The organism is Streptomyces longwoodensis (assembly GCF_001514125.1).
Taxonomy (GTDB): domain Bacteria; phylum Actinomycetota; class Actinomycetes; order Streptomycetales; family Streptomycetaceae; genus Streptomyces; species Streptomyces longwoodensis.
The window spans coordinates 106964-125308 of the sequence record NZ_KQ948568.1 but is presented as its reverse complement, the minus strand read 5'-3'; the positions used below and the strand labels follow the sequence as shown (position 1 = coordinate 125308).

At 76.2% G+C, this 18345-nt stretch carries 16 protein-coding genes; 4 read left to right on the top strand and 12 right to left on the bottom strand.

Going from position 1 to position 18345, the window contains the following annotated elements:
* Window positions 1-15: 15 nt before the first annotated feature.
* Entirely contained in the window at window positions 16-1215 is a 1200-nt protein-coding gene (locus tag AQJ30_RS35825; RefSeq protein WP_067242229.1) for an NAD(P)/FAD-dependent oxidoreductase, read from the bottom strand.
* A 122-nt stretch (window positions 1216-1337) separates the two neighbouring features.
* Window positions 1338-2282 carry an RNA polymerase sigma factor SigJ gene (gene sigJ / locus AQJ30_RS35820; protein WP_067242226.1) on the bottom strand — a complete coding sequence of 315 codons (945 nt, stop codon included), beginning with the start codon at window positions 2280-2282 and terminating at the stop codon, window positions 1338-1340.
* A gap of 124 nt (window positions 2283-2406) precedes the next feature.
* Between sigJ and AQJ30_RS35815 the strand changes: the two genes are divergently transcribed.
* Window positions 2407-3507 carry a carboxylate-amine ligase gene (locus AQJ30_RS35815; protein WP_425424184.1) on the top strand — a complete coding sequence of 367 codons (1101 nt, stop codon included), beginning with the start codon at window positions 2407-2409 and terminating at the stop codon, window positions 3505-3507.
* 19 nt (window positions 3508-3526) lie between these two features.
* On the opposite strand, the gene AQJ30_RS35810 is transcribed toward AQJ30_RS35815, so the two are convergent.
* The gene (locus AQJ30_RS35810) at window positions 3527-4216 is read right to left on the bottom strand and encodes a hypothetical protein (RefSeq protein ID WP_245727299.1); all 690 of its coding nucleotides are present in this window, start codon (window positions 4214-4216) and stop codon (window positions 3527-3529) included.
* 241 nt (window positions 4217-4457) lie between these two features.
* A complete protein-coding gene (locus AQJ30_RS35805; RefSeq protein WP_067242224.1) occupies window positions 4458-5231 on the bottom strand; it encodes a VOC family protein in 774 nt (257 codons plus the stop codon).
* Window positions 5232-5586: 355 nt separating this feature from the next.
* Here AQJ30_RS35805 and AQJ30_RS35800 point away from each other — a divergent pair, with 355 nt between their 5' ends.
* Entirely contained in the window at window positions 5587-6576 is a 990-nt protein-coding gene (locus AQJ30_RS35800; protein ID WP_067242221.1) for an SCO2400 family protein, read from the top strand.
* A 37-nt stretch (window positions 6577-6613) separates the two neighbouring features.
* Here the strand turns inward: AQJ30_RS35800 and AQJ30_RS35795 are convergent, their stop codons facing one another.
* From AQJ30_RS35795 to AQJ30_RS35770, 6 genes are all read right to left on the bottom strand, one after another.
* Window positions 6614-7618: a phosphotransferase family protein gene (locus AQJ30_RS35795; protein WP_067242218.1), complete on the bottom strand. Its 1005-nt coding sequence runs from the start codon at window positions 7616-7618 to the stop codon at window positions 6614-6616.
* 176 nt (window positions 7619-7794) lie between these two features.
* The gene (locus AQJ30_RS35790; protein ID WP_067242216.1) at window positions 7795-8577 is read right to left on the bottom strand and encodes an SDR family NAD(P)-dependent oxidoreductase; all 783 of its coding nucleotides are present in this window, start codon (window positions 8575-8577) and stop codon (window positions 7795-7797) included.
* A gap of 472 nt (window positions 8578-9049) precedes the next feature.
* Window positions 9050-10336, bottom strand: coding sequence for a vWA domain-containing protein (locus AQJ30_RS35785; RefSeq protein ID WP_067242213.1), 1287 nt, complete (start codon window positions 10334-10336; stop codon window positions 9050-9052).
* The gene (locus tag AQJ30_RS35780) at window positions 10333-11604 is read right to left on the bottom strand and encodes an AAA family ATPase (RefSeq protein ID WP_067242210.1); all 1272 of its coding nucleotides are present in this window, start codon (window positions 11602-11604) and stop codon (window positions 10333-10335) included. Before AQJ30_RS35780 ends, AQJ30_RS35785 begins: the two co-directional genes overlap by 4 nt.
* A 90-nt stretch (window positions 11605-11694) precedes the next feature.
* Complete coding sequence (locus tag AQJ30_RS35775) at window positions 11695-13197, bottom strand: hypothetical protein (protein ID WP_067242208.1); 1503 nt, start codon at window positions 13195-13197, stop codon at window positions 11695-11697.
* Between the two features lie 165 nt (window positions 13198-13362).
* Window positions 13363-13827: a luciferase domain-containing protein gene (locus tag AQJ30_RS35770; protein ID WP_067242206.1), complete on the bottom strand. Its 465-nt coding sequence runs from the start codon at window positions 13825-13827 to the stop codon at window positions 13363-13365.
* A 390-nt stretch (window positions 13828-14217) separates the two neighbouring features.
* Here AQJ30_RS35770 and AQJ30_RS35765 point away from each other — a divergent pair, with 390 nt between their 5' ends.
* Together AQJ30_RS35765 and AQJ30_RS38605 are read left to right on the top strand one after the other, a co-directional pair.
* A complete protein-coding gene (locus tag AQJ30_RS35765) occupies window positions 14218-15795 on the top strand; it encodes a carbohydrate-binding protein (RefSeq protein WP_067242203.1) in 1578 nt (525 codons plus the stop codon).
* An 89-nt stretch (window positions 15796-15884) separates the two neighbouring features.
* Complete coding sequence (locus AQJ30_RS38605) at window positions 15885-16250, top strand: hypothetical protein (RefSeq protein ID WP_067242200.1); 366 nt, start codon at window positions 15885-15887, stop codon at window positions 16248-16250.
* Window positions 16251-16274: 24 nt separating this feature from the next.
* Here AQJ30_RS38605 and AQJ30_RS35755 read toward each other — a convergent pair whose 3' ends face one another.
* Window positions 16275-17384, bottom strand: a complete 1110-nt coding sequence (locus AQJ30_RS35755; protein ID WP_067242197.1) for a sensor histidine kinase — start codon at window positions 17382-17384, stop codon at window positions 16275-16277.
* Window positions 17385-17386: 2 nt separating this feature from the next.
* Entirely contained in the window at window positions 17387-18304 is a 918-nt protein-coding gene (locus AQJ30_RS35750) for a response regulator transcription factor (protein WP_067242194.1), read from the bottom strand.
* Between the last annotated feature and the right edge of the window lie 41 nt (window positions 18305-18345).

The window sequence follows — 18345 nt, the reverse complement described above, 5'->3', positions numbered from 1 at the left end:
CGGTCGTTCCGCGGCTCACGCGGCGGCTTCGGCCGGGGCCGTCCCGGTGGACGCCGGCTGCTCCACGACGGCGCGGCGGCGGGTCGGCATGCCGAGGGTCGGGTGGGCGACGGCCCAGACCGCGCCCTTGCAGACCAGCTCCTTGTAAACGGCGGCGACGCGTCCGGCCAGGGCGCGCGGGACGGCGCGGTCGTCGGCGGTGACGTACTGGATGAGGCCGTCCTTGCGGCCCAGCGAGACGCACTGGTTGAAGTAACGCAGCGGGACGTCCTTGTGCTTGCCGCCGGTCAGACGGGCCGCGATGGCGTCGGCGGCCTGCCAGGCCGAGGGGGTGCCCGAGGCGCACGACATGCGCAGCGGCTTGTCGCCGGGTCCCATCGCCCAGGCCGCGTCGCCGACGGCGTAGACGTCCGGGTGGGAGACCGAGCGCATCGTGCCGTCGACGACGATCCGGCCGGTGTCGGTGACCTCCAGGGTGGTGGCCCGCGCGATCGGGTGGACGGTGAAGCCGGTGGTCCACACGGTCGCGGCGGACGGCAGGACCGTGCCGTCGGCGGTCAGGACGAGGTCGGCCTCGACGGCGACGACCGCCGTGTGCTCGTGCACCGTGACGCCCAGCCGGTCGAGGACCTCCCCCAGGTGCCGGCGGCCCTTGTCGGACAGCCAGTCGCCGAGCCCGTCGCGGGCGGCGAGGGCGACGTCGAGGTCGGGGCGGGCCTCGGCGATCTCGGTGACGGCCTCCAGGCCGGTCAGGCCGGCGCCCACGACCACGACGGGCCGCCCGGCCTCCAGCGCGGCCAGACGCTCGCGCAGCCGCAGCGCACCGGCGCGGCCGGCCAGCTCGTGGGCGTGCTCGGCGGCACCGGGGACGCCCTGGTCGTCCCAGTGGCTGCCGAGGGCGTAGACGAGGGTGTCGTACGGCAGTTCGTCCGGGCCGTCGGCGGTGGTGAGGGTGACGGCCTTGCGGTCGGCGTCCACGGCGGTGACCCGGGCGACCCGGAGGTCGACACCGGTGCCCTCGAACATCTCGGCGAGCGGCCGGGACGGGAGGTCGTGGCCGGTGGCGAGCTGGTGCAGCCGCACCCGCTCGACGAAGTCGGGCTCGGCGTTGACGAGGGTCACGGAGACGTCTTCGCGGCGCAGGCGCTTGGCGAGCCGCCCGGCGGCGCTGGCTCCGGAGTATCCGGCTCCGAGGACGACGATGCGGTGCTGCATGTCGGTGCTCCTGTCTGGTCCGTTGTCGGCGGTTCGCCCCTTGAACCGGACGGCGCGCCGATTCCTGACAACGGACGGGTGTGAAGCAGGTCACATCACCGTGGGTGTGCGGGGCGCCGGACTCAGAAGGCGGTGAGCAGGGGCTCGCCGTGGTCGTCGGCCGCCCAGGCGCGGGTCGCCCGCCCGAGCTTGGCGGGGTTGACCTGGTTGCGGAACGCGGCGATGCCGTCCGGGGTCACCTCCAGGCACATGACGCCGATGACCCGGCCGTCGAGCACGGCCACCAGGGCGGGCCCGCCGTTCGCCGTCGTCGCGTACACGTCGGGCGAGCCGCCGACCAGGGCGCGCTTGGCCTTGCCGGGCTTGAACAGGCCCCGCAGGAACGTCGCGACGGCGAGCGCCCCCCGGAACCCCTTGGCGCGGGCCGGGATCACACCGCCGCCGTCACCGACCGCGACCGCGTCCGCGGTGAGCAGCCGGACCAGCGGCTCGGTCCGGCCGCTGGTCGCCGCGGCGAGGAACTCGTCGACGATCTTCCGGGCCGCGGACTCGTCGATCTCGGCGCGGGCCCGGCCCTCGGCCACGTGCTTCTTGGCGCGGTGGTAGATCTGCTGGCTGGCGGCCTCGGTGAGGTCGAGGATCTCGGCGATCTCCCGGTGCGGGTAGTCGAACGCCTCCCGCAGCACGTACACCGCCCGCTCGTTGGGCGACAGCCGCTCCATCACGGTGAGCACCGCGTACGACACCGACTCGCGCTGTTCGGCGGTGTCGGCGGGGCCGAGCATCGGGTCGCCGGCCAGGAGGGGCTCGGGGAGCCACTCGCCGACGTAGGTCTCGCGCCGGGCGCGGGCCGAGGTGAGCTGGTTCAGGCACAGGTTGGTGAGGACCTTGGTCAGCCACGCCTCGGGGACCTCGATGCGCCCGGGGTCGGCCGCCTGCCAGCGCAGGTACGTCTCCTGCACGACGTCCTCGGCCTCGCTCGCGGACCCGAGCAGCCGGTAGGCGATGGCCTCCAGCCGCCCCCTGGACGCCTCGAACCGTTCCACGTCACCGACGGTCGTCGCCATGGGCGCGATCCTAGTCCGCGCCCGTCGGGGCGGCGCGGGGAGCGGGCCGGGACGGCGGGGACGTTTGGAATGGCCGTGAATGCCCCACTCGTCCTCCGCATCCGCGAGGAGGACAGGACCTTCGATGATGACGAGAACCCTCGGGGTCGAGGAGGAGTACCTCCTGATGGACGCGACCACCGGACTCCTGGCCCCGCACGCGGAGAAGGTGCGTTCCGCGGCCGGTCTGGAGCCCTTCGTCGCGCCGCAGGAGATCCAGGCCGAGCTGCTGCAGGCCCAGGTGGAGGTGGTCACGCCGATCTGCGGCGCGCTGGAGGAGGTCGGCGGCCACCTGCTGCGGCTGCGGCACGCGGTCGCCCAGGCGGCCGCGGCGCACGGCTGCCGCGTGGTGGCGAGCGGCACCCCGCCGCTGCCCAGGGGCGCTCCGGTCACCGTCACCGAGCTGCCCCGCTACCGGGCGCTGGAGCGGCAGGCGCCGCAGCTGGTCGCCGAGCAGCTGGTCAACGGCATGCACGTGCACGTCGCGGTGCCCGGCCGGTACGTCGGCGTGCAGGTGCTGAACCGGATCCGCGGGTGGCTGCCGGTGCTGACCGCCATGGCGGCGAACTCGCCCCTGTGGGAGGGGCACGACACCGGGTTCGCCAGCTGGCGCACGGTCGTCTTCGACCGCTGGCCGGTCAGCGGCATCCCGCCGGCCTTCGCCGACGACACCGACTACGACCGGCGGATCGGCCGGCTGGTGGAGACCGGCGTGATCGGGGACACCGGGCAGCTGTACTGGCAGGCCCGGCTGTCCGAGCGGTGCCCCACGGTGGAGGTGCGCTGCATGGACGTCCAGCTGCGCACCGAGGACGCGGTGATGTTCGCCGGGCTGGTGCGCGGCCTGGTGGAGACGGCGGAGCGGGAGGCCGTGGCGGGGCGGCCGGCGCCGGACACCCCGCCGGAGCTGCTGCAGGTGGCCATGTGGCAGGCCGCCCGGCACGGGCTCGGCGCGGAACTCGTCGACCCGGAGGGGCGGCGCTGCCGGGCGGGCGACGCGGTGTCCCAATTGCTGGAGCACGTGGAACCGGCGCTGGAGGTGGCCGGCGACACCCGCGAGGTGACGTCCCTGGTGCACCGCCTGTTCCAGGAGGGGACGGGTGCCGACCGGCAGCGCGAGGCACTGGCCCGGGGCGGTCCGGCGGGGGTGGTCGACCTGGTCACGGACACGGGGGCGTTGCCCTGACGCGTCCACCGCTCCTCCCTCACTCCCTCACCTCGACCGTGGTCACCACCCGGGCCAGGCCCGGCTTGCGCGGGACCGAGCCGAACCCGAAGCGGACCGGTGGGGTGACGGGGGTGAGGGTGCCGAGGTCTTCGCCCTGGTAGGCCGCCGACGCGCCGGCGATCGCGTGCAGGTCCCGCACCCCGTACCACTCCCGGCGTCCCCCGCCCGCGCTGCCACGGGTCCGCACGCCGCCCGGCAGCAGCCGGGCCGGTCCGTCGGTCAGGGCGCACCACGCCGGACGCGTCGCGAGCGCGCCCGGCACCGCCCGCAGCAGCAGGCCGAGACCGCCCCGCCGGCCGACCGTGAAGCGCAGGGCGAGGGGGCCCGCCGTGGCCGACCAGAGCCGTCCACCGCCCTCACCGTCGCCCTCGCCGTCCGCGTTCACCTCGACGGGCACGATCCGCACCGTGTCGAAGACGTACGTGGCCGCCACGAAGTCCGCGACCCGGTGCGAGGGCGCGAGCAACAGCCGCTCCCCGTCCGGCCGTTCGACCATCACGTCGCTGAACGCACCGAGCGGCGTCCGGGGCCAGTGCCCCAGCACGACGCGGGTGCCGCCGGAGAAGCCGAGCCCCGCGATCCAGCCGTCGAACCGCAGGCGCCGGCGTCCGCGCTCACCTCGGGCCCGCTGCCGGGCCGACGGGCCGGGACGGACCGAACCGGACATGCCGTACCCCCTCCGAGTAGTGCACCAGCGGTGCCGAGGCGGGCGCGGGCAGGCCGGCCGCCCTGGTCAGGTTCTCCTGCGGTGCCAGGCGCCGCGAGCCCGGCCTGATCGGCAAGACACCCCCTGGCACCCGCTGCTCGGCTCCGTAGGCCACCACAGCCGGCGGGTTCCCGTCGCCCTCCGGGAGAAACGACGGGCGGAGGCGGGGGACGGCCACCCGGTGCGCCCGCCCCCGCCCGCGTCAGGCCTGGCGGGGGTTCGGCTTGAGGACCGCGAAGAGGGCCTCGGAGGGGTCCGCCAGCCAGGCGATGCGGCCCACCTCGGGCACGTCGGAGGCCGGCATCACCACCGTTCCGCCGTGGCTGCGCACCAGGTCGGCCGAGGCGTCCGCGTCGGCGACGGCGAAGTACGGCACCCAGCGCACGCCCTCCGGCTCGCCCCGGTGCTCGGCCACACCGCCGAACGCCGTCTGCTGCCGGTCGCCCTCCGCCAGGCTGAGCACCCGGTACGTCATGCCCGGCGCCTGCATCACCTCCGAGCGCCAGCCGAACAGCCCGCTGTAGAAGTGGATCGCGGCCTCCGGGTCCTCGGTGTGCAGCTCGACCCACAGCAGCGTGTCGTCCTCGGCCGCCCGCTCCAGGCCCTGGTCGGACCTCAGCACGGCGAACTGCGCACCCTGCGGGTCGGTGAACTGCGCCATCGAGGAGTCGCCCATGCTCATCGGCTCGGCCCGCACCGTGCCGCCCGCCGCGACCACCGCCCGCGCGGTCGCCTCGACGTCGTCGCTGCGGAAGTACGTCATCCACGCCGACCGCGCGCCCGGCTCGGTGAGCCGGCCGACGGCGCCGACCGTCCGGTCGCCCTTGCGGAAGACGCCGTACCCGCCGCCCTCCGGCCCGGCGGGCTCGTACGTCCAGCCGAAGACGGCGGAGTAGAAGGCGGCCGCCGTCGCGGTGTCCGGGCTGCCGAGGTCGATCCAGACGGGTGAGCCGGTGCGGAAGCGGGTGCCGAGCATGGGGTTCTCCTGCCGGTGGGAAGCGGGGGCGCCCGCCACTATGCCGACGGCGGCGTACGACACGGCCCACCGGGCCCGCGTGGTGCGGGGGTTTCACCCGGGGCGCGGAGCCGGCGCGGGAGCGGGCGGCGGGCCGGGCCGGGCGGCGACGGTGCGTGCGCGGGACGGGACGGTACGGAGCGGCGCGGCTCCGGTCCACGTGAGCCGCCCGGAATCCGTGCAGGAGCACCACACACGCTGCACACGGCCTGGCCAAAGCCTCGTTAGCGTGACTGGCCGCTCGACCCCCCGTGCGAGCGGGACCAGGCCGTGGACCCGGCGGGCCCACGGCGCAGTCGAACCAGGAAGACCGCAGATGGACTACTGCTCCGCGTGTCGCCGGCACCTCAACGGCGCCCTGGTGTGCCCCGGGTGCGGCGCCTACGCCCCGGACATCGCCCCGCCCGGCACGGAGGGCCGCCGGCCGTTCGCGGTGGGGGACGCGGGGGGTGCGGGAGGGGCCGACGGCGGCTCCGGGGCTTCCGGACGGCCCGGCCGGGCCGCCTCCACCGTGCCGAGGCCCATGCGTCCCGCGGGTCCGACGGGCCCCGCAGAACCCCGGGGCGCCTGGGACGACGTGTCGCGGGAGCCCGGGTCCGTCCTTCCGCCGTCCTGGCACGAGGACGCCGCCGACGACACGGCCGACACGGACGACACGGCCGACGCCCACGGAACGGAGACCGGCGTCCTCCCCGACGCGCCGCCCGCCCCGCGGGGCCGTGCCGCGCGGCGTCGTCAGCGGGTGCGCTGGAAGAAGAGCCAGCGACGGGCCGTGGTGGCGACGGCCGTGGCGCTCGTCGGCGGCGGTCTGACGCTCGCCTCGCTCGACCGGCACGCGCCCGACCGCACCCAGGCGGCAGCGGCGCCGGACGACCGGGCCATGGGCGCGGCACGCGAACAGGTGCGGGACGACGACACGGGCGGTACGACGGCGGCCGCACCGGCGTCCCCGGTCTCCGCCCCGGCCCGCACCATGCCCCGCACGCAGTCACCGGCCGCGGGCACCCCGGCAGGCGCCACCGGTCCCTCCGCGCCGGGCGCCCGTGCGGCCCACCCCACCGCGGCCCGCCCGGACTCCGCGGCCGCGCCGCGCCAGGTCGGCTCGGACACCGCCGGGTCGGGGACGGCCACCACGGCGCCGATGACCGGGGAGGCTCCCCGTACGACCCCGGCCGACCAGCCGGCGGCGGCCACCGACCCGGCGCCCCAGGCCCCGGCGCCCACCACCCAGCCGGCACCCGACCCGGCGGCCACCTCCCCCGGTCAGCAGACCCGGCTCTGCCTGCTCGTGGTGTGCCTGGGCTGAGTCCGGGTCGCGCCCGCCCCGGACCGGGTGACGGCGCCTACCCCAGCGCGCGCAGGTCCGCCACGGCCCCGGCCAGGGTGCGGCGGCAGAAGGCCAGGTGGTCGCCGGCGTAGCCGCGCGGGCCGCACTCGACCACGAGGAGCAGGCCCAGGTAGAGGCGGTACAGGGCCAGCCGGTGGCGGACGGCCGGGGTGGGGTCGAGGCGGCCGCCGGCCTCGGTGTACCCGGCGACCAGGTCGCTGTCCGGGCCGGTGTCGCCGCCGAAGGCGAGGGAGACCAGCTCGGCCACCGGGTCGCCCCAGAACGCCCTTTCGTGGTCGATGAGGCCGGTGATCCGGGGTGCCCGCGGGCCCTTCCCACCGGCGGGGACGTCGACGAAGACGTTGCCCGGCCACAGGTCGAAGTGGACCAGGCGGGGCTCGGTGACCTCGGCGAGGACACCCTTGCCCTCGGCGACGAGGCCGCGGATGTCGGCGGGCGGCACGTCGAGCGGGGACGTCCCCTGGGCAGCGGCGTCCTCCAGGAGGGCGTCCACCATCAGCGTGAAGGTCGACGGCCAGTCGGGCGCCGACAGCGCGGCCTCGGGGGCCGGGTAGCCGAACCGGCCGTCCGGCGCGGTCAGGGTGTGCAACCGGGCGGTGACGGCGCCGAGTTCACGGCGCAGCGCGCTCTGCGTGACCGGCGGCAGGCCGTCGGCCGCCTTGTCCCAGGGGGTGCCGTCCAGCACGGAGAGGACCAGGAACTCCGGGCCGGAGTACAGGAGTTCCGGCGTGGGCACCTGACCGGGCGGGAGGGTCGCGAGGCGGCCGTAGACCATCGCCTCCGTGGCCGTGATGCCGCGTTCGTAGCGCAGCACCGGGGCGTCCGGCGGCGGGGCGAGCTTGACGACGGCGGGGCGGCCGTCGTCGAGGACGACCCGGTAGGCCGCGGCGAACCAGCCGTCGGTCAGCTCCGCCTCCACCCGGCACCCGACGCCGGCGGAGGCGCGCAGCAGGGCGTCGAGGTCGGCGGGGGACAGGTGGCGCTTGGTCCGGCTCTGCATGGCGGCCCGCTTTCGGCTTCGGCGGAGGCGACGGCGACGGCGACGCCTGCCCGGACGGCGACGGCGCCTGGACACCGCGCCCTGGGAGCGCTCCCACCCTGCCGCCCGTCCGCAGCCCGGTCAAGGGAGGTGCCGTCTGTGGACGGAGAGCCCGCGGCCCGGTCAGGGGAAGTGGGTCAGTGGACGGAGAGCCCGCCGTCCACGAACAGGGACTGCCCGGTGACGTAGGCGGAGGCCCGGCTCGCCAGGAACACCGCGGCCCCGGCGAAGTCCTCCGCGAGGCCGTTGCGGCCGACCATCGTGCGGGCGGCGAGGGCGGCGACCCGCCCGGGGTCGGACGACAGGCGGGCGTTGAGCGGCGTCATCACGAAGCCCGGCACCAGGGTGTTGCTGGTGACGCCGTACGGCGACCACGCCTCGGCCTGGGAGCGGGCCAGCGACTCGAGGCCGCCCTTGGAGACGCCGTAGACGCCGCTCTGCACGAAGGCGCGGTGGGCCTGCTGGGAGCTGATGTGGATGATCCGCCCGAAGCCGCGCTCGGCCATGCCGGGGCCGAACCGCTCGCCGAGCAGGAAGGGGGCCTCCAGGTTGACCGCCAGGGTGGTGTCCCAGACGTCCTCGCCGACCTCGCCCATCGGGGGGCGCAGGTTGACCCCGGCGCTGTTGACCAGGATGTCCGGCTCCCCGAAGGCGCCGACCGCCTCCTTGGCCGCCGCGCGCACCCCGGCCCGCGTGCCCAGGTCGGCGCTCACCCAGGCCGCGCGGGCGCCCAGGGCCTCCAACTCGCCGACGGTCTTCGCCAGTTCGGCCTCCCTGCGGGCCACGACCACGACCCGCGCGCCGGCCCGCGCCAGCGCCTCGGCCACGGCCCGCCCGATGCCGGAACTGCCCCCGGTCACCAGGGCGACCCGGCCGTCGAGGGAGAACAAGTCGGAGAGGTACGCCTGCGAGGTGGTCATGGTCGCACCCTAGGAGACGCGCGGGGTGGGACGGCGGCCGGGGCGAGGGTGGGCCCCGCGCTCGGGGCGAGAGCGGGCCCGGCGCCCGGAGCGAAGGCGGGCCAAGAGTCCCGGAGCTAAGCGGGCCCGACGCCCGGAGCTAAAGCGGGCCCGACGCCCGGAGTTAAGGCGGGCCAAATCCCGGGGCGAAGGCGGGCCCGACGCCCGGAGCTAAAGCGGGCCCGACGCCCGGAGTTAAGGCGGGCCAAATCCCGGGGCGAAGGCGGGCCAAGAGTCACGGAGCTAAGCGGGCCCGACGCCCGGAGTTAAGGCGGGCCAAATCCCGGGGCGAAGGCGGGCCAAGAGTCTCGGGGCGAGGACGGGCCAGGCGCCCGGGGGCGACGGCGGCCGGGCGCCCGAGGGCCGACCACGGCCAGGCGCCCAGGGCCCGACCGCGGCCCGGCGCCCGGGGGCGACCGCGGCCCGGCGCGCCTCAGGGCCTGCTCCCGTTCCCGCCCCCGTCCCCGATGACCACCGTCCGTGCCCAGGCGGGCGGTCCGTCCGGGACGTAGTCGGGGTCGTTCTCGTCCCAGGAGCCGTCCGGTTCCTGGCGTGGGAACAGGCCCACCACCGTGCGGCACGGCGGGCGGGTGTCCGGCCAGGGGGTCTGGCCGTCGGTCAGGACCACGACGACGTCCGGGGCGGGCCGGGTGCGCAACGCCTTCGCGAAGCCGGTGCGCAGGTCCGTGCCGCCACCGCCCACCAGCGGGATGCCCTCCGCACGGCACAGCGGGTGCACGCTGCGGGCCACCGCGTCGCAGGGCACCACGCGGACCTGGTCCCGCCGGCCGCCCACGGCCCGGGAGACGGCGGTGACCTCCAGCAGCGCGCTGCCCAGTTCGGCATCGCTGACCGAGCCCGAGGTGTCGATGACGACGGCCACTCGCGGCGGCCGGCGCCGCAGGGCGGGCAGGACGACCCCGGGCAGCCCGGCCGAGCGCCGGGCCGGGCGGCCGTAGCTGTAGTCGTCGCCGGTGCCCGCCCCGAAGGCGGCCGAGCGGATCGCCGCGCCCAGCAGCTGCCGCCAGGGCTGCGGCGGGTGGAGCGCCTCCTCGGCCCACCGCCGCCAGCCCCGCGGCACGTCACCCGGGCGGCCCTTGATGCCCCGGGCGACGCGGAAGCGCACCGCGTCCCGCTCCTGGTCGCTCAGCCCGTCCGCGCCCTCGGGGCCCAGTTCCCACTCCCGCTGCAGGCCGTCGGCGCCGCTGCCGCAGTCCAGCCAGGCGAGGTGCTGGGTGAGCGGCCCGAGCCGGAACCGGCGCAGGTAGTCCTCCATCACCTTGCCCTCCGGCAGCCGCAGGTCGTCCGGCCGGACGGCGCCCTCGGGGCGGGCGAGGCCGTCGCCGTACACGTCGTCGTTGATCTCCAGATCGGCGGCGATGTTCATGCGCAGCCGCTCCCCCGCGCCGGTCAGTCCCCGCTCGCGGGCCACCCGGTCACCGCGCCCGTGGTGGTCGCGCAGCAGGTGGGACACCTCGTGCACCCACACCCCGGCCAGTTCCTCCAGGGGCGTGCGGTCCACGAACGCCGGGGAGACGTAGCACCGCCAGTGCCGGTCGACCGCCATCGTCGGCACCCGCCGCGACTCCACGGTGTGCAGCGCGAACAGGGCGGTCGCCAGGTACGGCCGCACGCGGGCGGCGTGCAGCCGGGCCGCGTACAGCTTGCCGACGTCGAGGGCGCCGGTGCCGGCCCCCGGGGAAGCCTGCTCCCCCGTCACCGGCGGGCCCCGGCGCCCGCCGCCGTACGGTCCGCCCGGTCCGCCCGCCGCGACAGTGCCACCACACCCGTCAGCCGTTCGATCGACGGCGGGACGTCCCAGTCCTCGCGGCGCAGCGAGGCGAGGGTGGTGGCGGGGACGACGACCAGGTCCGGGGCGCCGGTCTCGGCCGCGCGCACGAGCAGCGCCCAGGCCGCGTCCCAGCGGTCCCGCCCCGGACGGCGCCGTACGGCGTCGACCACGCCGTCCAGTACCGCCTGGCGCAGGTCACCGCGCCGGGGCAGGTCGGCGGCGGCCGGGTCCGCGAGCAGGGTCTCCGGGTCGGGCAGGTCCATCCGGTCCACGCTCGCCAGCAGTTCGAGCCCCGGACCGTCTCCGACGGTGCCCCTGACCAGCAGCGACAGCACGTCCCGTGACACGTCCGCCGCGGTGGCGAAGGCGACCAGCCGCAGGGTCGACTCCCAGCTGCGCGGCGACGGCCACGGCCCGCCCCGCCGGCCCTCGCCCGACGGCAGCCGGTGCACCAGCTCCGGCCGGGCGGTGAGCAGCCCGCACACCGCCCGGCGCGCGAAGTCCACCGCGTCCGGCAGCCGCCGCGGGTCGAGGCGGGGCAGGGTCGCGCGGGGCCAGGTGCCACCGAGCCCGCGGACGACGACCTCGTGGTCGTGGACCCACTGCAGGTGCACGAACCGGTTGGCCAGCGGCGGGCTCAGCTCCCAGCCGTCGGCCGCCGAGGACCGCGGGTTGGCGGCGGCCACGATCCGCACGCCCGGCGGCAGCCGCAGCGCACCGATCCGCCGTTCCAGCACCAGCCGCAGCAGCGCCGCCTGCACGGCGGGCGGCGCCGTGGACAGCTCGTCCAGGAACAGCAGCCCCCGCCCGGCCCGCACCAGCCGTACGGCCCAGTCCGGCGGGGCCAGCGGCACGCCCTGCCCGGCCGGGTCGTCCCCGACGACGGGCAGCCCCGAGAAGTCGGACGGCTCGTGCACGCTGGCGATCACCGTGGTCAGCGGCAGCTCCAGCGCCTCGGCGAGCTGCGTCAGCGCGGCGGTCTTCCCGATCCCCGGCTCACCCCACAGCAGGACGGGCAGGTCGGCCGCGACGGCCAGGGTGAGCGCCTCCAGTTGGGTGTCGGGGCGGGGTTCGGTGGTGGTGTCGGCGAGCAGCGCCAACAGGTCGCGGGCGACGTCGAGTTCGGGCAGTTCGGGGGCGGTGGACGAGGAGTGGGTGGACGGCGAGGGGGTGGCGGGGGTCGGGTGGGCGGGCATGGGCATCACCTTGGGGTCGTAGGGGGTGGCGGACGGAGTCACCCGGGGCGGAGGGCGTCAGGGGAACGTCGGGCCGGGGTGGGGGCCGGCTCACGGACACCGGTTGGCGTGCCGGGGGCGGAACGGGTGCTCCCGGCTGCGGCGGTGGTCCGGCACGACCCGGCCGGGCAGGGGCCCGGGGACGACCGGTGTCCCGGTGGGCCTGGGGTGCGTGCGCCACCCGGTGCGGCTCCCGCCGCCGGGTTCGGCCAGGCCCGCGCGGAACAGCCCGTGGGCGACGCGTCGTTGCGCGGCCGCCTCCAGCTCGTCCCGCAGGGCACCGTCGGGCAGGCTCGCGCCGGGCCCCAGCAGGTCCTCGACGACGGCCAGCGCACCGGGGAGGTCCCCGTGGTCCAGGCGCTCGCGGACCGGGCCGAGGTCGTCGGGCGTGCGGTGGGCCTCGGCGATGACCCGCAGGCAGGGCAGCGGGGTGCCGGTCAGCGCGGCCAGCAGTTCCTCGCGCCGGATCTCCTCGGGCGAGTGGTCCCACGGCACCAGCACGCCGTCGGCGAGCCCGATGCGGTGCAGGTCCCCCCGGCACTCCACGAGCCTCGGCCCGCGGGCCGTCGGACGCGACGAGCGGTCCCCGGCGCCCTTGACCCGTTCCGGTACGAGTGCCGCCGCGACCAGCGGATGCAACGCACCCGCGTCCAGGAGCCCGGCGCGCAGCAGGTGCAGGTCGGGCAGGACCCACGTGGCCGCGTGGGGCAGGGCGGGGAGCACACGGGCGCGGCCGGCGGTGGCCGGGGTCACGCCCCGCAGCACGGGCGCACCGCCCGCGCCGTCCGGTCCCACGTCGAGCACCAGCCGTCGCCGCCCGCCGAGCCGTACGGCGACGGTTCCGCCGCCGTGCCGCCCCTCGCCGCGGAGCACCAACGCCGCTTCCTCGGCCCACCGTTCGACGGCACACCACTGGTCGTGGGGCAGAAGACCATCCAACTCCGCTGGCGGCGCGGCGAGATCGCCGCCTGGGGCATCGACCGCGCCTGCCCGGCCGGCCAGTTCACCGGCCCGGCGCGCGTCCCACAGGTGCCGGTGCAGGTCCAGCCGGAACCACCGGCTGGGCCGGGGATGGGGGTGCCCGTGGGAGGGGGACGGGTGCGAGGGCGTGGCGGCCGGCCGCCGGCCCTGCTGCCCGTCCCACAGCGCCAGGCTGATCCGTTGCCCCCCGTCCGCCCACGCCGGTGCGGTGCGGGCGACGAGGTGCACCGGGGACGGGTCGCCGGGGCCGGTGGCGTAGCGGGCCAGGGTGAGGGTGAGGCCGGGGCGCAGCAGCCCGTGGGGGGCGATCCGCGGCAGGTGCCAGCGCAGCAGGTCGGGCGCGAGGTGCCGCAGGTCGTCGCGCAGCCGGGCGGCGAGGTCGTGGCCGTGGGTGCGGGCGACGGCACGGGGCCGGACGTCGACGTCGACGCCGGCCGCGGCGCAGGCGCCCGCCCAGTCACCGGCACGGCGCCGGGCGGTCGCGGCCTCGATCACGGAGGGCGGCACGGCGAACTCGCGCACGCGCAGCCAGAGGGAGTACCGGGTGTCCCCGTTCGCGGGGGGAGTGGCCATCACCACTCACCTTGCGCGGACGGGACCCCCCTTCCAGGAACGGGGAAAGTCGTCATCGCCGGCGAGGCTAGCGCCCGGACTCCGGTGCCTGCCACGGGTTTTCCCGCCCGGCAGCACTTGGGCCACGGACCCGGCCCGACCCGGGCTCACCCCGTCGACACCGGCTCAGCCCAGCGGCGCGTCCCGCGGCACGAGCATGACGCGCCGCAGGTTGCACTCCGGGGTGGGCGGCCGCACGGTCGGCTCCTGGACCGGGCGTCCGGCGGTGGCCTGTGCGGGTACCCCGTCGAGCGGCTGGGCCGGGGCGCCCGCGGGGCCCGGGCCCTGGTGGGCCTTGAGGGCCATGCTGACCAGGCTCATCAGCAGGTGCTGGTCGGCCTCGCAGTCGAGCCGTACGGTCACCCAGCGGGAGCCGGGCAGCAGACGGATCGCCGTCGAGGCGCGCAGGTCGGCGGCGATGCGCCGGATGGCACCGCCGGTGAGGTGGAGGTCCACCTCGTGGTCGGTGTGGAAGTGGACGATCTCCGCGCGCGGGGTGCGCAGCGCCCGTCCCGTCCCGCAGGCGGCCGGACCCTCGGTGAGGTCGGGCCAGGCTTCGAGCTGGGCGAGGGCGCGCTGGGCCGGGGTCATGACCCCATCGTCACCCCCTCATCTCGCGGCCACCGGGGATTGAGGGTTCCGTAACCTGGACGTGAGGTTCGGGGGTGGGGTGTCGTACGCCTTGATCGTTCATGCTGGTGAACTTCGATCACGTACACGTCTCTTGACGCGTTTGGAGCGACACCTTTACGGTCCCGGAGAAAGCGCTTTCACAGCGTATCGGCGCACCCGCTCCAGCGCAGTCGGGCGGCGCGCTCCGACGCGCGTTCACGCACCCGAACGCACCGCCCGGAGCCCGCGACCGCACTCGTCCGGCACCCGGCACTCGGCTCATGCCACTCGGCTCATGGCACCCGGCACGGCACCTGGCACCCGGCACCACCCCCACCCAGCCGTACTCACCACCCCTGGAGACGAACGATGCACCTGAGACCAGTCATCGCGTCCGTCGGCCTCCTGGCCGGCGCGCTCATCGCGCTGTCCGGCCCCTCCGCGCAGGCCGCGTCCACGCGCTACGAGGCCGAGAGCTCCCCCGCGGTCTGCAGCGGCACCCTCGACTCGGACTGGACGGGCTACTCCGGCTCCGGCTTCTGCAACGGCACCAACTCCATCAGCGGTTACGCCCAGTTCACGGTGAACGCGGCGAACTCCGGCACGGCCACGCTCTCGGTCCGCTTCGCCAACGGCTCGACGACGGCGCGCCCGGCCGCGCTGGTCGTCAACGGCACGACGGTGCAGACGCCGTCGTTCGAGGGGACCGGGGCGTGGTCGGCCTGGGCCACCAAGACGCTCACGGTGCCGCTGAACGCGGGCAGCAACACCGTCCGCCTGAACCCGACCACCTCCGGCGGCCTGCCGAACCTCGACTACCTGGACGTGGAGACCAGCGGCACCACCACCCCGCCGACGAGCGGGGCGCTGTACGTCGCGCCCGGCGGCACGGACGGCGCGGCGGGCACCCAGGCGGCGCCCACCACGCTGCCGTCGGCGATCAGCCGGATCGCCCCGGGCGGCACGATCTACCTGCGCGGCGGCACCTACGCCTACGCGTCCACGATCACCGTCCCGGAGGGCAGCGACGGCACCCAGTCGGCGCGGACCACGCTGTCCGCGTACCCGGGTGAGACGCCGATCCTCAACTTCGCGGCGCAGACGGAGAGTCCGTCCAACCGCGGCCTCCAGCTCAACGCGTCGTACTGGCGGGTGTACGGCCTCGTCGTCGAGCACGCCGGGGACAACGGCATCTACGTCGGCGGCAGCCACAACGTGATCGAGCGGACCGTGACCCGCTACAACCGCGACACCGGGCTGCAGCTGGGCCGGATCGCGTCGACCACGCCGAGCAGCCAGTGGCCGTCCGACAACCTGGTCCTGAGCGCCGAGTCGCACGACAACGCCGACTCCGACGGCGAGGACGCCGACGGCTTCGCGGCCAAGCTCACCACCGGCACCGGGAACGTCTTCCGCTACGCCGTCTCGCACCACAACATCGACGACGGCTGGGACCTCTACACCAAGACCGACACCGGCGCGATCGGCCCGGTGACCGTCGAGTACTCGCTGTCGTACGGCAACGGCACGCTCTCCGACGGCACCGTGAACGCCAACGGTGACCGCAACGGCTACAAGCTCGGCGGCGACGGCATCGCGGTCGGCCACGTGGTCCGGCACAGCGTCGCCTACCGCAACGGCAAGCACGGGTTCACCTACAACAGCAACCCGGGCGCCATGACCGTGACGAGCAACATCGGCGTCGACAACGCCCAGCGCAACTTCTCCTGGGACGCCGGCACGTCGGTCTTCCGCTCCAACACCTCCTGCCGCTTCGCGGTCAGCGGCTCCAACGACAAGACCGTCGGCGACGCCGACGGCAGCAACCAGTTCTGGACCGGCGCCAACGGCTCCCGCTGCCCCTCCTACGCGGGCGCCCTCGGCTGGTCCTTCGCCGCCGACGGCCACCTGGTGGTCACCTTCGGCGGCAACCCGGTGACCCTGTGACCCGCTGACCGGGTGCGGGAACGCGTTGCTCCCCTCCGTCGTCCTGACAGGCGGACGTCGACACCGCTGCGGACAGGAGGACGAGGGGAGTGACCGCGAGGGAGCCGGTCGTACCGGAGGCGGAGTGGGGGAAGTTCCTCCGCGACACCGAGGAGGCCATACGCCGCTCGGCACCGCGCGAGCCGTCGGCCCGCGAGCGCGCGTCCGGCGCGGGGGTGGACGGCGCGGGGGTGGACGGCGCGGGCGTGGGCGACCGGGGCGTGGGCGACGCGGGCGTGGACGACGCCGTCGGTGAGGTGTGGTGTCCCGACGAGTCCCCCGCCGCCCCCGCCTGGCGGCAGCTGGACCCGGGGGCCAGGGTCCGGCGCCTGGTCCGGTTCCTCGGGACGCTCACGCTGCTGCTGGTCCTGCTCGTCCTCTTCCGCCACGCGCAGCCCGGCGTGCCCTCCCCCTGAGGCCCCCTGAGGCCGGCCGTTCCCTCACGGCGCCACCGGCAGGGTCACCTCGAAACGGCAGCCGCCGGGGACGTTGCGCACGCCGGCCCGGCCCCGGTGGGCCTCGACGATGCCGCGGACGATCGCCAGGCCCAGGCCCGCCCCGGCGGGCGGGGTGCGGGCGTCGCTGCCGCGCCAGCCGGTGTCGAAGACCCGCGGCAGGTCCTCGGGCGGGATGCCGCCGCAGCCGTCGGTCACCGACAGCACCACGCCGTCCGGGGAGCGTTCGGCGGCCACCGCGACCGTGCCGTCGGCGGGCGTCCGGCGGATCGCGTTGACCAGCAGGTTCCCCAGGACCCGGCTCATCTCCCGGCCGTCGACCTCCACCGGCACCGGCTCCACGTGGGCGCCCACCAGCCGGACGCCGTGCTCCCGGGCGAGCGGGTCGGCCCCCGCGAGGGCGTCGCCGACCAGGTCGTACAGGGAGATCCGGGACGGGCTCAGCGGGAGGGTGCCCGCGTGGATGCGGGACAGCTCGAAGAGGTCGCCGACCATGTCGTTGAGCCGTTCGACCTCGGTGCGGATCTGCTTGAGGTAGCGGTCGGGGTCGGCGGCGACGCCGTCCTCCAGCGCCTCCGACATGGCGCGCAGCCCGGCCAGCGGGGTGCGCAGGTCGTGCGAGATCCAGGCGACCAGTTCCCGCCGGGACGTCTCCAACGCCCGCTCGCGCTCGCGGGATTCGGCGAGCCGGGCGCTGGTGGCGGCCAGTTCCCGGCTGAGCGCGTCCAGTTCGGCGGTGCCGGGCTGCACGGGCGGGGCGAAGGCGCCGCCGTCACCGAACGAACGCGCCGCCACCGTCAGTTCACGGCTACGGGCCACCACCCAGCGGCCCAGCAGCAGCGCGGTGGCCAGCGACACCGCGGCCGCCATGGCGACCACCGTGGTGACGACCTTCAGGTCGTGCGGGGACAGGAACATCGCCCACGCCACGGCCAGCGTCCCGGCGAGCATCGCGACCACCCCGACCGCCGCGACGACGGCGAGCGAGGCGGTGAGCGAGCGGCGGCGGGTCCCGCGCAGCACGGCCGCCCCGGCCAGACCGGTCAGGGCCGCGCCGGCGAAGGCGTACAGGGCGATCAGGAGGGTGTCGTGCACGGTCAGGCCTCCTGCTCGGCGGGCCCGGCGGCGGAGGGGTCGAAGCGGTAGCCGACGCCCCACACCGTCTGGATCAGCCGCGGCCGGGCCGGGTCGTCCTCGACCTTGCCGCGCAGCCGCCGTACGTGCACGGTGACCGTCGACAGGTCGCCGAAGTCCCAGCCCCACACCTCACGCATCAGGTCCTCCCGCCCGTACGCCCGCCCCGGGTGCCGCAGGAAGAACGCCAGCAGGTCGAACTCGCGCAGCGTGAGCGCCAGTTCCGCGCCGTTCTTGGTGGCGCGGCGGGCCTCCGGGTCGACCGTGAGGCCGGCCGCGCCGAGCGGGCCGGTCTCCGCGCGGGGGCGGGTGCGGCGCAGCACCGACTCGACACGCAGGACGAGTTCGCGAGGGCTGAACGGCTTGGTGACGTAGTCGTCGGCGCCGACCTCCAGGCCCAGGATGCGGTCCTCCTCGTCACCGCGGGCGGTGAGCATGACGACCGGCACCGGGCCGCTGTCCGCGCGCATCCGCCGGCACACCTCCAGGCCGTCCATGCCGGGCAGCATCAGGTCGAGCACCACCAGGTCGGGCCGGTGCCCGGCGGCCCGCGCGAGCGCGGCGGGGCCGTCACCGGCCCGGTCGACGACGTAGCCGGCGCGGTCCAGGTACCCGGTGACCACCTCGGCGACGGTGGGGTCGTCGTCGACGACCAGGATGCGGGCGGGACGCGCGGGGGCGGGGGCGGGCGCGGTGGAGGCTGCGCCGGCGGGAGCGGGGGAGGCGGGACCGGCGCCGGCGGGACCGGGGGAGGCGGCACCGGCCGGGGTGGGACCGGGGGAGGCGGCACCGGCCGGGGTGGGACCGGGGGAGGCGGCACCGGCCGGGGTGGGGGCGGGAGCGGGGCCGGCCGGCTCCTGCCGCTCGTGGGACTGCTGCATGCCACCAGCCTCGCACCCGGTCCGGCGGGCGGCGCGGGTCC